This is a genomic window from Streptomyces sp. NPDC028298 (assembly GCF_055565895.1).
Genome location: NZ_JBVHTL010000004.1, coordinates 39,445 through 53,271, shown reverse-complemented (window position 1 = coordinate 53,271; position 13,827 = coordinate 39,445). Strand labels below are relative to the sequence as shown.

The 13,827-nt window shown below is 71.1% G+C and carries 13 protein-coding genes; 8 read left to right on the top strand and 5 right to left on the bottom strand.

The genetic code is table 11. From position 1 onward, the window contains the following. The first annotated feature begins 476 nt into the window (after positions 1–476). Entirely contained in the window at positions 477–914 is a 438-nt protein-coding gene (locus tag ACZ4TO_RS19215; RefSeq protein ID WP_019061278.1) for a hypothetical protein, read from the top strand. A gap of 214 nt (positions 915–1,128) precedes the next feature. Here ACZ4TO_RS19215 and ACZ4TO_RS19210 read toward each other — a convergent pair whose 3' ends face one another. Continuing rightward, positions 1,129–1,866: an SDR family NAD(P)-dependent oxidoreductase gene (locus ACZ4TO_RS19210; RefSeq protein ID WP_468024828.1), complete on the bottom strand. Its 738-nt coding sequence runs from the start codon at positions 1,864–1,866 to the stop codon at positions 1,129–1,131. Between the two features lie 477 nt (positions 1,867–2,343). Between ACZ4TO_RS19210 and ACZ4TO_RS19205 the strand changes: the two genes are divergently transcribed. The 3 genes from ACZ4TO_RS19205 (at position 2,344) to ACZ4TO_RS19195 (ending at position 4,079) form a co-directional block, all read left to right on the top strand. After that, the gene (locus ACZ4TO_RS19205) at positions 2,344–2,946 is read left to right on the top strand and encodes a hypothetical protein (RefSeq protein WP_382793665.1); all 603 of its coding nucleotides are present in this window, start codon (positions 2,344–2,346) and stop codon (positions 2,944–2,946) included. Between the two features lie 130 nt (positions 2,947–3,076). Continuing rightward, the gene (locus tag ACZ4TO_RS19200) at positions 3,077–3,286 is read left to right on the top strand and encodes a hypothetical protein (RefSeq protein ID WP_468024827.1); all 210 of its coding nucleotides are present in this window, start codon (positions 3,077–3,079) and stop codon (positions 3,284–3,286) included. Positions 3,287–3,380: 94 nt separating this feature from the next. After that, positions 3,381–4,079: a class F sortase gene (locus ACZ4TO_RS19195; protein WP_385045911.1), complete on the top strand. Its 699-nt coding sequence runs from the start codon at positions 3,381–3,383 to the stop codon at positions 4,077–4,079. A 21-nt stretch (positions 4,080–4,100) separates the two neighbouring features. On the opposite strand, the gene ACZ4TO_RS19190 is transcribed toward ACZ4TO_RS19195, so the two are convergent. Further along, the gene (locus ACZ4TO_RS19190) at positions 4,101–4,493 is read right to left on the bottom strand and encodes a hypothetical protein (RefSeq protein WP_382793657.1); all 393 of its coding nucleotides are present in this window, start codon (positions 4,491–4,493) and stop codon (positions 4,101–4,103) included. Between the two features lie 80 nt (positions 4,494–4,573). Then, complete coding sequence (locus tag ACZ4TO_RS19185) at positions 4,574–5,458, bottom strand: peptidase inhibitor family I36 protein (protein ID WP_468024826.1); 885 nt, start codon at positions 5,456–5,458, stop codon at positions 4,574–4,576. Positions 5,459–5,948: 490 nt separating this feature from the next. On the opposite strand from ACZ4TO_RS19185, the gene ACZ4TO_RS19180 reads away from it, so the two are divergent. The 3 genes from ACZ4TO_RS19180 (at position 5,949) to ACZ4TO_RS19170 (ending at position 10,289) form a co-directional block, all read left to right on the top strand. Then, the gene (locus tag ACZ4TO_RS19180; protein ID WP_382793651.1) at positions 5,949–7,910 is read left to right on the top strand and encodes an APC family permease; all 1,962 of its coding nucleotides are present in this window, start codon (positions 5,949–5,951) and stop codon (positions 7,908–7,910) included. 159 nt (positions 7,911–8,069) lie between these two features. After that, the gene (locus ACZ4TO_RS19175) at positions 8,070–8,795 is read left to right on the top strand and encodes a response regulator transcription factor (RefSeq protein WP_382793648.1); all 726 of its coding nucleotides are present in this window, start codon (positions 8,070–8,072) and stop codon (positions 8,793–8,795) included. Beyond that, on the top strand, positions 8,796–10,289 hold the full coding sequence (locus ACZ4TO_RS19170) for a HAMP domain-containing sensor histidine kinase (RefSeq protein WP_468024825.1): 1,494 nt from the start codon (positions 8,796–8,798) through the stop codon (positions 10,287–10,289). A 143-nt stretch (positions 10,290–10,432) separates the two neighbouring features. Here ACZ4TO_RS19170 and ACZ4TO_RS19165 read toward each other — a convergent pair whose 3' ends face one another. Both ACZ4TO_RS19165 and ACZ4TO_RS19160 read right to left on the bottom strand, forming a co-directional pair. Then, the gene (locus ACZ4TO_RS19165) at positions 10,433–11,131 is read right to left on the bottom strand and encodes an FMN reductase (protein WP_468024824.1); all 699 of its coding nucleotides are present in this window, start codon (positions 11,129–11,131) and stop codon (positions 10,433–10,435) included. Beyond that, a complete protein-coding gene (locus tag ACZ4TO_RS19160; protein ID WP_382793641.1) occupies positions 11,128–12,219 on the bottom strand; it encodes an LLM class flavin-dependent oxidoreductase in 1,092 nt (363 codons plus the stop codon). Before ACZ4TO_RS19160 ends, ACZ4TO_RS19165 begins: the two co-directional genes overlap by 4 nt. A gap of 149 nt (positions 12,220–12,368) precedes the next feature. Here ACZ4TO_RS19160 and ACZ4TO_RS19155 point away from each other — a divergent pair, with 149 nt between their 5' ends. Beyond that, positions 12,369–13,826, top strand: coding sequence for an MFS transporter (locus tag ACZ4TO_RS19155; RefSeq protein WP_468024823.1), 1,458 nt, complete (start codon positions 12,369–12,371; stop codon positions 13,824–13,826). Position 13,827: the final 1 nt, after the last annotated feature.

Below are 13,827 nucleotides of genomic sequence, written 5' to 3'. Positions count from 1 at the left end.
GGCCCGACGTACGGCTCCACAGAGGAAAGATCCCGGCCATCGCCGGGCCGGTGTGACGGAGCCCTGGACGACAACCGGGTCCCTTCCCCCGGCCATCTGCGAAACTGGGACCACGAACGGACAGCTCACATGAACGACGGTGTTCAGGGGCCGCGAAGATCCCGCGGACAGGTGTTTCGGCGTACGTTTCGGCGTGCGACCGTGGGGGAGGTCACTGTCACGATGATCGGGTTGCGTGGCGGGGGTCGCGCGACTTAGAAAAGCAGTCGGGTGGAGATATGCATCGCGGTGGCGGACTGGGCGAGGGGACCGATGACCTCAACCCTCGGCGTGCCCGGCGGGGGAAACACCGGCGTGAGGCGGAGGAAGCGGCGGCCGGAAGAGCCGGTCACGTACAGGGCTCGCAGGGTGACCCCGACGAGCGGATCGATCGCGCGGTCGAACGACTGCGGGCGGAGAGCGGGAATGGTGGCCGAGTGGGGGTGACGTACAAATATTTCGGCGCGCCGGACGGCGCGACGGCCGCCAGGGTCCCGATCTCGATGCGCCCCGAGGAACTCGGCGGCGACGAACTCGGCATGAACGGCATGTTCACCAAGATCAAGCCGGAGACGATGGCCGCGATGGTCCTCACCGGCATAGAAGGCGTCCCCCTGAACAAGGTGCCGCCGCTGGAGCTCGTCGTCCTGCACCCCGACTACGCCGTGGTCAAACTCCCGATGACCGTCGTCGACCCGCTGCGCGGGATAGGCGAGGAGGCCGTGGGCGCGGCCGCCTTCATCTGGTCCACCGTCCCCGACCGCGGCGGCCCGCGCGACGCGTTCAACGTCTACCAGCTCCTGCACGAGTGGCAGGACTTCTCCCACCGCCTGCACGAGGCGGGGCACCAGCCGTACTGCCTGGTGTGGCCCTGATCCCGGGGCTCTGAGGCAGCGGGCGGGGTTTCCGGACCCCGCCTTTCCCATGCCGGGGGACGATCGCCGCCGACCGTGCCGGACGATCACCGGCACGCGGCACGCAGCACCGGAGCGCGCCCGACCGCCGCCCGAAACCGTCGGAGACGGCCGGCTCGCAGCCCGGGGCTTCCGGGACCGACAGCCCGGTCGCGGAATCTCCGGAAGCCGTCGGCTACAGGCCTCCCGCGACCCGCAGGACCGCCCCCGTCGTGTACGAGGCGTCGTCCGACAGGAGCCAGGCCACCGCGCCGGAGATCTCCTCGGGCCGGCCGGCCCGGCCCATGGGGACGACCGCGGCCACCCGGGCCGGACGCTGCGGGTCCTCGTGGAAGTCGGTCCAGACCGTGCCCGGGGCGACACCGTTCACCCGGATTCCGTCGGCCGCCACCTCCTTGGACAGGCCCACGGTCAGGGCGTCGACGGCCGCCTTCGCCGCCGCGTAGTGGACGTACTGCCCCGGACTCCCGAGCGTGGCCGCCGCCGACGAGATGTTGACGATCGCGCCCCCGCCGGACGCCGCCATCTCCCGTACGGCACGGCGCGCGCAGAGCAGATAGCCGAGGACGTTCACCGCGAGGGCGTCCCGCATGCCCTCGGGGTCGGCGTCGGCCAGCGGTCCGTTGGGCCCGCTGACGCCCGCGTTGTTCACCAGCCCGGTGACCGGTCCGAGTTCGGCGCCCGCCGCGTCGAAGAGCCCGTCGACCGCCGCGGGATCGGAGGTGTCGACGGCCACCGTAAGACAGCGCCGGCCCGCGTCCGTGACGGCCTCCGCCACCTTCCGCGCGGCCGCGTGGTCGGACCGGTAGCCGATGACGACGTCATGGCCCTCCAGGGCCAGCCGTCGGCAGACCGCGGCGCCGATCCCGCGGCTGCCTCCGGTCACCACCGTGATCCTCCGCCCGTTCGGCATGATCACCCCTCCTCACGATCTGGACCACTTCACGATCTGGACCACCAGTGTGGCGGCGGAGGGTGCCGGTCCCGCTTCTCCCACGCCCTCGGCCGGGCGCCCCAGGACATGACTCGCCCATGGATCCCCCATGGCCGCACCAAGACAAGAGCCTTGAGGGCAACGGGATCTGACGGTGAGGGCCCCGCACGGCCCATCCGGGCGCAGCAGACGTGTCGCCGCCGATCGGGTCATGCGTGAAGCACCGCTGACGGCGACCCCACGCGGGTCCGGCCCGGCAAATCGGCAGGTCAGAGCCGTCGGGTCGGCGGCGGGTGGGCGCCAGGGCCACCGCCGGACGGAGTCCTCGCCCTGGGCCGTGCGAGCTCCCCGGGTGGTGCGCCGCGCACTTCGGATTGACGGTGGATCACGTCGCACCGGGTTTTCGGCTGCTGACAACAGGTCAGCTACCTGGTTCTGACGGAAGGACTCCGACTAATGCGATCTGCCCGCATGATCCTGGCCGCCGCGACGGCCACCGCCGCCCTCGCGATCGGCGCCCCCGGCGCCTACGCCGCCGCGACCGGCGACTGGGACCACAGCGACTCCTCTTCCTCTTCTTCTTCCAGCAAGGAGGACTCCGGCTACGGCAAGGAGCACGAAGACTCCGGCTACGGCTCGGACCACGGCAAGGACGAAAGCGACCACGGCAAGCCGAGCTGGCACCACGAGAAGCCGGAAGGCGGAGTGCACACCGGCGGCGGCGCCCTGATGTCCGTCAAGACGGACGACTCCTCGAAGGGTGACAAGAAGTACGACCCGGAGACCTACAAGGACAAGGACTCCTCGAGCTCCGACAGCAGCGGCTCCTGGAGCTCCGGGACCGAGAAGGGCTCGGGCTCCTGGGACTCGAGCAGCAAGGGCTCGTGGGACTCGGGCAGCAAGGAGTCCGAGGACAGGCCGCACGGCGGCATGCACACCGGTGGTGGCGGTCTCGCCACGTCGTCCGGCGTCACGGCCGGCGGAGTGGGCGTCCTGGGTCTCGCGGCCGCGGGCGTGTACATGCTGCGTCGTAGGAGCAGCCAGGGTGGTGTGGCCTGACCATGCCTGACGACATAGCGGTCCGGGCCGCCGCCCCTCACCCCGTGGCGGCCCGGCCGGTCCCTCCACCGGCTTCCGCGGCTCCCGCCGCTTCCGCCGTCCCCTGTCCCGCTTCCCGCTCCTGCCTCCGGTGCCGGTCTGGTCGATCCAGCCGGTCCTGCTTGCGTTGCACGTGTCGCCCGTCCTGCTTGCGTTGCACGTGCCGCCCGTCCTGCTTGCGTTGCACGTGCCGCCCGTCCTGCTTGCGTTGCACGTGCCGCCGGGCCTGCTTGCGTTGCATGTATCGCTGGTCCTGCTTGCGTTGCCCGTGTTGCCGGTCCTTCGCCCGGTGACCGTCTGAACGGCCTTGCTGATCTTGCTTCTGTCCCCCGTCCCGCTGTCCCCGCCCCTTCCGCCCAGTGCTCCGCTGCCCCGACCCGAAGAGGTGGTGCCCGATGGCAGCCCGGTTGTCCTCTCCCGCCAAGAACCCGAACCCGTCCCCCCAGCGGACCTTCCGGCGCCGTGCGACGTGGGTCGTGTGGTGCGCCGGTATCGCGGTCCTGCTGACCACGAACGTGCTCCACCGCCAGGACGAGTCGTCCGACCCCTCCCCCACCACCCCCGCCGCCGCGGCCCCCGCCCACTCGCACGCGCCCGCGTCCTCGGCCTCCCCCTCGAACGACCGCCCGGCCGCGAAGCATCTCCCGCGCGCCGAGCCGACCCGGCTGCGCATCCCGAAGATCTCGGTGAACGCGCCCTTCACCGAACTCGCCCTCGACGCCTCGGGCAAGCTCCAGCCTCCGCCCCCGGACGACACGAACCTGGTGGGCTGGTACGCCAAGGGCGTCTCCCCCGGCGAGGTGGGGACGGCGATCATCGCCGGGCACGTCGACACGAAGACCTCCGCCGCCGTGTTCGCCGGTCTCGGAGACCTGAAGAAGGGCGACAGGTTCAGCGTCGAGCGGTCCGACGGACGGACGGCGTCCTTCGTGGTCGACAGCGCGGAGACCTACGCGAAGGACGCCTTCCCCGACGACAAGGTGTACGCCGACACCCCCGACGCCGAGGTCCGCCTCATCACCTGCGCCGGCACCTACGACCGCTCCGTCAAGGACTACACCGACAACCTGGTGGTCTTCGCCCACCTCGTCTGAGCGGGCGGGCGAGCCATGCGGCTAGCGCGTCACGAGCGAGTCGCCGTAGACGTTGTAGACGGTCACCGAGACCTCCTTGCCCGCGCCCTTCGCGTAGGCACGGTAGGCCGCGGCGACCTTCTCGGCCTTGCCGATCGCGTCGTCCTCGGACCCGATGTCGGTGGAGATCAGGGCGTGGCCGTCGGTACGTTCCTGGATGCGCTCGACGTCGTCGGTGACCCGCACGAGGCTGTGGTCCTTGCCGTAGTCGCGCAGCGCCTTCGCGTTGGACTTCATGTCCGCGCTGTCACCGGTCGCGGGGAACTTCTCGGGGATCGCCGACTCCTTGGGGGCCTCGCTGGTGCAGGCCGTGGCCAGCAGGGACACGGCGAGGACGGGAAGGGCCAGGAAGGCGGCGGCACGGCGGATGATCACGATCGTCTCCTTGTCGGGGGGAGACGGCGGGGGCCCGGTCGGGCCCCCGCCGTCCGTCAGAGATGGGTCGTCGGGTCAGGTCAGTACTTGATGGCGTCGACCTTGTCGTTCCAGTTGCCGCCACCCGAGATCCAGGGGTAGCCGTAGCTCTTGAAGTTCTTGTAGAGCGAGTACCCGGCGCCCAGGAACAGGTGCGGGTCCGGCATTCCGGTGCGGATGTCGTAGCACTCGACACCGCGCTGCGGGCGGTTGACGTACGCGCTCGACGTCTGGTCCCGGAAGCCCCACTCGGACAGGTGCCGGGTCTTGGCGGTGTCGTGGGTCGGGAACTTCAGCATGCGGCCCTTGTAGCCGGCGTCCGCCCAGAGGCACACGTTGCCCGCCGGGCAGGCCGTGTACAGCTTGGAGATGATGCCCGAGCCGGGACCTGCCGGCTCCGGCTGGTCGGGGGTCGCCGTGGTGCTGCCGCCGTCGCCGGTGGCGTCGTCGGTGTAGTCGTCGCCCCCCGTGTCGCCGCCGGTGTCACCGTCGGCCGGGGCGGCGGCCGGAGCAGCGGTACGGGCCGCGGCGGCCGTCGCCGTCTTCTTGCCCTGCGCGGTCTTCTTGCCGCTCGCGCTCAGCGAGGCGTGCGCCGAACCGGCCGCGTCGCGGTTGGAGTCCTCGACGGAGTCCCAGCACTTGGCCTCGCCCGTGTCCGGGTCCTCCCCGCAGACCTGCGCGCCCTGCCAGCCCTCGGCAAGGTTGATCTTCTTTCCGTTGTAGTCGGCGACAACGCCCCCGCGCGTCTCGTCGTCCGTGGCGACGGCCTCGTGCAGCCGGGTTTCCTCACCCGGGGTCAGCAGGCCGGACACCGGCTTCTGCCCGGCGGACGGCGCGATGCCGTGGCCGAGGGTGCCGGCGGTGGCCGGCGTGGAGACGAGAGCCGCGGTCACGGCGGCTATCCCGACATAGATCATTTTATGCATGCGCCGACTATATGGTCATGAACATGATGCTTTTCCGGAAAGGGGCACACAATCGAGTGATCATCCTCACTCGGGACATTCACGCCCCCATCGGACATCCATCCGACAGTCGGGCCGACCCTCCGTCCACCCACGCAAGACGGACCGACGCTCCGTCAGGTCACCACGAGAGACTGTGAGTTGAGTCACCGGCCCGTCGCTCTGCGGGGCGGGACCGCCCGAAGACCGGCCCCCGGAGCGCAGCGCCGGGAAGGGCACGACCGACCCGACCCGAGCCGGCCCGACCCCGGGCCGACCTACACCTGAACGGGCGACGAACACCGCCCCCTTGGCGCTCCCGTGATGCGCGACCGGCCGGTCTTAACGCAAGCTTGACGCCTGAGGCCCCTGGACGCTCGGGCCCGGGGATCACTCTCTGCATACGCTGATGGGCGCCGTCTCCTCGATGGCCGGAACCGTTCGACGAGACGTACGTACAGGAGAGTCATCGATGGCCAGCACCGAGCCCGCCCCACCGAGCCGCTTGCGGGCGTGGATGCTGGAAGGCCTGTCCGACATGGGCAAGAGCAAGGGCCGCCGGCTCCCGACCCAGGCCGCCGAACCCGCGCCCGTCCACAAGGGGCAGCGCTGGTGGCGCGTCATGTGCCTGACCGGCGTCGACTACTTCTCCACCCTCGGCTACCAGCCCGGCATCGCCGCCCTCGCGGCCGGACTGCTGTCCCCCGTGGCGACCATCGTGCTCGTCATCGTCACCCTCGCGGGCGCCCTGCCCGTCTACCGCCGGGTCGCGGAGGAGAGCCCGCACGGCGAAGGCTCCATCGCGATGCTGGAACGCCTGCTCTCCTTCTGGAAGGGCAAGCTGTTCGTCCTCACCCTGCTCGGCTTCGCCGCCACCGACTTCCTGATCACCATCACCCTCTCGGCGGCCGACGCCTCCACCCACCTGGTGGAGAACCCCCACCTGAACAGCGCCCTGCACGACAAGCAGATGGTGATCACCCTGTTCCTGGTGGCCCTGCTCGGCGCGGTCTTCCTCAAGGGCTTCCTGGAGGCGATCGGCGTCGCCGTCGTCCTGGTGGGCATCTACCTCGGACTCAACGTCGTGGTCGCCGTGTCCGGTGTCTGGGAGGTCATCACCCACGAGCACCTCGTCACCGACTGGACCACGGCCCTGACCGCCGAACACGGCAACGTCCTCGCCATGATCGGGGTGTCCCTGCTGGTCTTCCCGAAACTCGCGCTCGGCCTGTCCGGCTTCGAGACCGGAGTCGCGGTCATGCCGCACGTCGAGGGCGACCCGGCCGACACCGAGGAGAAGCCCGCCGGACGGATCCGCGGCGCCAAGAAGCTCCTGACCACCGCCGCCGTGATCATGAGCGTCTTCCTCATCGTCACCAGCTTCATCACCACCGTGCTGATCCCGGAGAAGGAGTTCGAGCCGGGCGGCCAGGCCAACGGCCGCGCCCTCGCCTACCTGGCCCACGAATACCTCGGCAACGCCTTCGGCACGGTCTACGACGTCTCCACCATCTGCATCCTGTGGTTCGCCGGAGCCTCCGCCATGGCCGGACTGCTCAACCTCATGCCGCGCTACCTCCCGCGCTACGGCATGGCCCCGCACTGGGCCCGCGCCGTCCGCCCCATGGTGATCGTCTTCACCCTGGTCGCGTTCCTGGTCACCTGGATCTTCGACGCCGACGTCGACGCCCAGGGCGGCGCGTACGCCACCGGTGTCCTCGTCCTGATCAGCTCCGCCGCCATCGCCGTCACCATCGCCGCCCGCAAGGCCCGCCAGAAGCACTGGACCATCGCGTTCGCGGTCATCTCGGTCGTCTTCCTCTACACGACCGTCGTCAACATCATCGAGCGCCCCGACGGTGTGAAGATCGGCGCCTGCTTCATCGCCGGCATCATGCTCGTCTCCTTCCTCTCCCGGCTCGCCCGCGCCTTCGAGCTGCGGGTCACCAGCGTGACCCTGGACGACATGGCCGAGCGGTTCGTACGGGACATCGCGAGCCGGCGGATACGGTTCGTCGCCAACGAGCCCGACAAGCGCGACATGACCGAGTACCGCGAGAAGATCGAGCAGATCCGCGCCGACCACGACCTCCCGCCCCAGGAGGACTTCGTCTTCCTGGAGGTCACCGTCCGTGACCCCTCGGAGTTCGAGTCCGTCATGAACGTACGCGGCGAGGTCCTGCACGGCCGCTACCGCGTCCTCACCCTGGAATCCGCCTCCATCCCCAACGCCCTCGCCGCCCTGCTGCTCTACGTGCGCGACAGCACCGGCGGCATCCCGCACGTCTACTTCGAGTGGACCGAGGGCAGCCCCTTCACCAACTTCCTGCGCTTCTTCCTCTTCGGCCAGGGCGAGGTCGCCCCCGTCACCCGGGAGGTCCTGCGCGAGGCCGAACCCGACCGGGCGCGCCGGCCACGGGTGCACGTCGGCTGACGCCTCCGGTGAGGTCCTGACGTACGGGTCCGGACATCAGGGTCCGGACCTTTCCGGGCACGTCCGACACACCGGAAACGAGTGAGAGGCCGGTAAGAAGGTCCGTCGCGGAGCCGCTCACCAGGTCGCACGCCGCCGCGGGCTTGGCAGACTGGTCGAGTGCCCCAGAACGTACTGCTCGCCGAGGACGACCGCGCCATCCGCCATGCCCTGGAGAGGGCACTGACCCTGGAGGGCTACGCGGTGACCGCCGTCGCCGACGGCGTGGAAGCGCTGGCCCAGGCCCACCGCACCCCACCGGACGTCCTGGTCCTCGACGTCATGATGCCCGGCATCGACGGCCTCCAGGTGTGCCGCGTGCTGCGCGCCGAGGGCGACCGCACCCCGATCCTGATGCTCACCGCGCTCGTCGAGACCGCCGACCGCATCGCCGGCCTCGACGCCGGCGCCGACGACTACGTCGTCAAGCCGTTCGACGTCGAGGAGGTCTTCGCCCGGCTCCGCGCGCTCCTGCGCCGCACCGGGAACGGCTCCTTCGACGAGGACGCGCCCGCACCCGCTCCCCGGGAACCCCAGACCTCCGGGGCGCAGATCTCCGCCGCCGGGCTGCGCATGGACATCCAGGCCCGCCGGGCCTGGCGCGGCCGGCGCGAGCTGGAACTGACCCGCACCGAGTTCGAACTCCTCGAACTGCTCGTCCGCAACGCGGGCATCGTCCTCGACCACTCCACCATCTACGACCGGATCTGGGGCTACGACTTCGGCCCCGGCTCCAAGAACCTCGCCGTGTACGTCGGCTACCTGCGGCGCAAGCTCGACGAGCCGGGCGCTCCGGCGCTGATCCACACCGTGCGGGGCGTGGGATACGTCCTGAGGGAGGACTGAGTGCGAAGACGGCTGCGGCAGGTGTCCTCGCTGCGGGCCACCTTCACCGTGTCCTTCGCGGCCGTCGCCGCCGCCGTCACGGTCCTCGTCGGCTTCCTGAGCTACGACGCCGCCGCGCGGCTGGTGCGGGTCGACCAGCAGACCGTCTTCGCCGAGGTCGTGCAGGACCTGCGCGACCAGGTCCGTGAACATCCCCTGCACACCAGCGACTTCGCGTCCTCGGACCCGGACCACGACGGGCCCCTCGACGACATCATCCGGCCCAGCCGCACCGACGTCCAAGTGCTCGGACCGAACGGTGTGATCGTCGACCACGGTGTTCCGCCGCTGCCCGTGGACGGCCGCGACCGCGTCGTCGCCGACCACTCCGGCGCGGGCGGGCTCGTGGAGCACAAGGACGTCTACGTCGCCGGGGACCGCTACCGCATCGCGACCGTCTCGCTCGGCGGCGGACGCGGGGCCGTGCAGGTCGCCCAGCAGTTCAGCGACACCGAGGATCTGCTCCGGGAACTCCAGCAGCGGACCGTCCTGCTCGTCGGGGCCGTCGTGATCGCCGCGGGGCTGTTCGGCTGGTGGCTGGCCCGGCGCATCACCCGGCGCCTGGTGCGGCTGGCGGGGGCCGCCGAGGACGTGGCGCGTACCGGTCGGCTCGGCATCCAGGTGCCGGTCACCGGATACGACGAAGTGGCACGGCTCGGACGCTCCTTCGACCGGATGCTCGGCCGGCTCGCCCAGTCCGAGGAGGACCAGCGGCGCCTGGTGCAGGACGCCGGGCACGAACTCCGTACGCCGCTGACCTCCCTGCGGACGAACATCTCGATGCTCCGCCGGATCGACGAACTGCCGCCCGACGCGCGTGAGGAACTCGTGGCCGATCTGGCGCTGGAGTCCCGGGAGCTGACCGACCTGGTCAACGAGCTGGTCGCCCTCGCGGCCGGCCAGTCGGACACCGAGCCGGTGCGGCGGCTCGACCTCGCCGAACTCGCCGAGGACGTGGCGGTCGTCGCGCGGCGGCGCACCGGGCGGGACATCACCGTCCGGGCCACCGGCGACACGGCGGTCGACGGCCGGCCGACCGCCCTGCAGCGCGCCGTCTCCAACCTGGTGGAGAACGCGACCAAGTTCGACCGGGCGGGAACGGAACCGATCGAGGTCGAGGTGACGGGGCCGGCCTCCGCGGGCCCGGCGAACCCGGCCGGCTTCGCGGGGCCCGGGGGTTCCCCGGGTTCCTCGGGTTCCGGCGGGGGCCGTCACCGACAGGTGCGGGTCGAGGTGCTCGACCGGGGGCCCGGCATCGGTGACGACGACCTCGTGCGGGTCTTCGACCGCTTCTACCGAACCGCCGACGCCCGCAGCCTGCCCGGCTCGGGCCTCGGCCTGTCGATCGTCCGCGAGGTCTCCACGGCCCACGGCGGCACCCCGTTCGCCCACCCCCGCAAGGGCGGCGGCACGGTGATCGGCTTCACGGTGGAAGCCGCCGAGGCACCCGACTGACCGGTCCGGGCCCCGGGTCCGGCCGGCGAAATTTTCAGCCCCGGCCGGCAGGATCCAGCCCCTCCGGCGTTTGAGGAGCGGGGGTCCGGGGGCAGCGCCCCCGGGTACGGGACGGGTAGGGGCGGAGGGGGCGAGGAAACCCGCTACGGCCGAAGCGCGGCGAGCTGTTCCGCGAACGGGACCACGTGGAACCCGTCCGCCCGGCCGGACAAGGGCTGGGTGGGCGAGGACTCGGCGGGCGAGGACTGGGCGGGGACGGTGGCGCCCGGCCCGGGCCCGGCCGAGGCCGAGGGAGCCGGCGCCGTCGGGCCGGGCGCCGCGCCGGCCAGGGCCGTCATCAGACCGGCCAGCTCACCCCCGGCCCTCTCGACCCGCTCGGCCAACCCCTCCACCCCCCAGTCCTCCGAAGCCGCGTACACCCCGGTCGGCACGACCACGGCCCGCAGATAGGCGAACAACGGCCGCAGCGCGTGCTCGAGGACGAGCGAGTGCCGCCCGGTCCCCCCGGTCGCCCCGATCAACACCGGCTTGCCCGCCAACACGTCCTTGTCGAGCACGTCGAAGAACGACTTGAACAGCCCGCTGTACGAAGCCGAGAAGACGGGGGTGACGACGATCAGGCCGTCCGCGGAGGTCACGTCGTCGATCGCGGCGGACAACGCCCGCCCCGGAAACCCGTTGGTGAAGTTGTGGGCGATCTCGACGGCGAGGTCGCGCAGTTCGACGACCCGCAGATCCACCCCGCCGGACACCCGGCCGGCGGTCGCGGCCGCCAGCCGGTCGGCCAGCAGCCGCGTGGACGACGGAACACTCAGCCCCGCCGAGACGACGACGAGCTTCATGCGCGGCTCACCTCTTCCTTGGCCGCGGCCACCCGGGCCGCGTGGGTCGGCGCGTCCGGCACGTCGGCCGGACGGTTCTTGGCGAACTCCTCGCGCAGCACCGGCACGACCTGTTCGCCGAGCAGGTCGAGCTGCTCCAGGACGGTCTTGAGCGGCAGCCCGGCGTGGTCCATCAGGAAGAGCTGACGCTGGTAGTCACCGGCGTACTCGCGGAAGGCCAGCGTCTTCTCGATGACCTGCTGCGGCGAGCCGACGGTCAGCGGTGTCTGCTCGGTGAAGTCCTCCAGGGAGGGCCCGTGCCCGTAGACCGGCGCGTTGTCGAAGTACGGACGGAACTCCCGTACGGCGTCCTGGGAGTTGGGCCGCATGAAGACCTGGCCGCCGAGGCCGACGATGGCCTGCTCGGCCGTGCCGTGCCCGTAGTGCGCGTACCGCTCGCGGTACAGCTCGACCATCCGCTTGGTGTGGTCGGCGGGCCAGAAGATGTTGTTGTGGAAGAAGCCGTCGCCGTAGTACGCGGCCTGTTCGGCGATCTCGGGCGAGCGGATGGAGCCGTGCCACACGAACGGCGGCACGTCGTCCAGCGGACGCGGGGTCGAGGTGAACGACTGGAGCGGCGTGCGGAACTTGCCCTCCCACGTCACCACGTCCTCGCGCCACAGCCGGTGCAGCAGCGCGTAGTTCTCGACGGCGAGGTTGATGCCCTGCCGGATGTCCTGCCCGAACCAGGGATAGACCGGCCCGGTGTTGCCGCGGCCCATCATCAGGTCGACCCGGCCGTCCGCGAGGTGCTGGAGCATCGCGTAGTCCTCGGCGATCTTCACCGGGTCGTTGGTGGTGATGAGGGTGGTGGAGGTGGACAGCACCAGCTTCTCGGTCTTCGCCGCGATGTAGCCGAGCATCGTCGTCGGTGACGAGGGCACGAACGGCGGGTTGTGGTGCTCACCGGTGGCGAAGACGTCGAGGCCGACCTCCTCGGCCTTCAGCGCGATGGCGACCATGGCCTTGATCCGCTCGCGCTCGCTCGGCTCCCGGCCCGTGGTGGGGTCCGGTGTCACATCGCCGACGCTGAAGATCCCGAACTGCATGGTGGCTCACCCTCCATCTTGTTGATTGTTCAACTATACCCACGAACCACCACCCCTCCCCAGGTATTCCGCCACCCCTCTCACATCCGACGGACCGCCGCCCACTATCCACTTGACCGCACCGCGACCCATGCCCCACATTTATCTGCGTGACACAGATACTGCATGACACAAATGAATCCTCCGGACAACCCCCCGGTCGGCCCTCCGGACAATCCTCAGGACACCCTCCCTCCCGCATCCGCTGGGCGATCCTCGGCGTCGTCCTCGCCGCCGACGTCCTGGACCTCCTCGACGGCACCATCACCAACATCGCCGCCCCGACCATCGCCCACGACCTCGGCGGCGGCACCGCCCTCATCCAGTGGCTCGGCGCCTCGTACGCCCTCGCGCTCGGGGTCCTGCTCGTCCTCGGCGGGCGGCTCGGCGACAAGTACGGCCGCCGCCGGCTCTTCCTGACCGGACTCGCGGGCTTCACCGCCGCCTCACTCGCCTGCGGCCTCGCGCCGACGCCCGGAACCCTCGTCGCCGCCCGTCTCGTCCAGGGCGCGTTCGGCGCGCTCGTCATCCCGCAGGGCTTCGGCATCCTCGGCGCGACCTGGCCCCGGGACCAGATCGGCAAGGCCTACAGCCTGTTCGGACCGGTGATGGGCCTCTCGGCCGTCGGCGGCCCGGTCCTCGCCGGCCTCCTGATCGACGCCGACCTCGCCGGCCTCGGCTGGCGCCCGATGTTCCTCGTCAACCTCGTCCTCGGCGGCGCCGCGCTCCTCGCCGCCGCCCGCCTGCTCCCCCGCGACACCGGCGACCGCGCGACCACCGTCGACATCCCCGGCTCCGCCCTCCTGGGCGCCACCATGCTCGCCCTGCTCACCGGCCTCATCGAAGGCTCGGCCCACGGCTGGGGCCTACTCCCCGGCCTGCTCCTGCTCGCCGGCCTCGGGCTCTTCGCGGGGTTCTGCCACCGCCAGCGCACCGCGCCCAGCCCCCTGCTCAAGCCCTCCCTCCTGCACAACCGCGGCTTCACCTCGGGACTGCTCATCGGTGTCGTCTTCTTCGCCGCGGTCGCCGGCCTCCTCTACGTCGTCTCCCTCTTCCTCCAGCAGGGCCTCGGCCGCTCCCCCGCGGCCGCCGCGCTCGCCCTCACGCCCCTGTCCGCGGGCATCGTCATCGCCTCGATCGCCTGCTACCGGCTGATCGCCCGCCTGGGCCGCCGCCTCGTCCTCATCGGCTTCCTGGTCACCCTCGCCGGGACGGCCCACCTCCTCGCCCTGGTCACGGTCTCCGGCACGGACACCGCGGGCTGGGCCCTGGTCCCCCCGCTGCTGGTGATCGGACTCGGCATGGGCGCCTGCTTCGGCTCGCTCTACGACGTCACCATCGGGGACATCGAGCCCGCGGAGGCGGGCAGCGCGGGCGGCTCGCTCGGCGCGGTCCAGCAGCTCGCCAACGCCCTCGGAGCCGCCGCCGTCACCACCGTCTACTTCCGGACCGACGGCGGCGGGACCCACGCCACCACCGTGAGCCTCACCGTCGTGGCCGCCGTCACCCTCCTGTGCTGCCCCCTCGTACGCCTGCTCCCCCTCAAGGCCCCGGAGCAGCACCACTGAC

What these genes read in the sequence shown, in the direction of transcription:
- ACZ4TO_RS19205 (WP_382793665.1), top strand. Translation starts at nt 2,344, where the DNA reads ATGCGATCTGCCCGCATGATCCTGGCCGCCGCGACGGCCACCGCCGCC.
- ACZ4TO_RS19160 (WP_382793641.1), bottom strand. Translation starts at nt 12,219, where the DNA reads ATGCAGTTCGGGATCTTCAGCGTCGGCGATGTGACACCGGACCCCACC.
- ACZ4TO_RS19195 (WP_385045911.1), top strand. Translation starts at nt 3,381, where the DNA reads ATGGCAGCCCGGTTGTCCTCTCCCGCCAAGAACCCGAACCCGTCCCCC.
- ACZ4TO_RS19180 (WP_382793651.1), top strand. Translation starts at nt 5,949, where the DNA reads ATGGCCAGCACCGAGCCCGCCCCACCGAGCCGCTTGCGGGCGTGGATG.
- ACZ4TO_RS19185 (WP_468024826.1), bottom strand. Translation starts at nt 5,458, where the DNA reads ATGCATAAAATGATCTATGTCGGGATAGCCGCCGTGACCGCGGCTCTC.
- ACZ4TO_RS19210 (WP_468024828.1), bottom strand. Translation starts at nt 1,866, where the DNA reads ATGCCGAACGGGCGGAGGATCACGGTGGTGACCGGAGGCAGCCGCGGG.
- ACZ4TO_RS19165 (WP_468024824.1), bottom strand. Translation starts at nt 11,131, where the DNA reads ATGAAGCTCGTCGTCGTCTCGGCGGGGCTGAGTGTTCCGTCGTCCACG.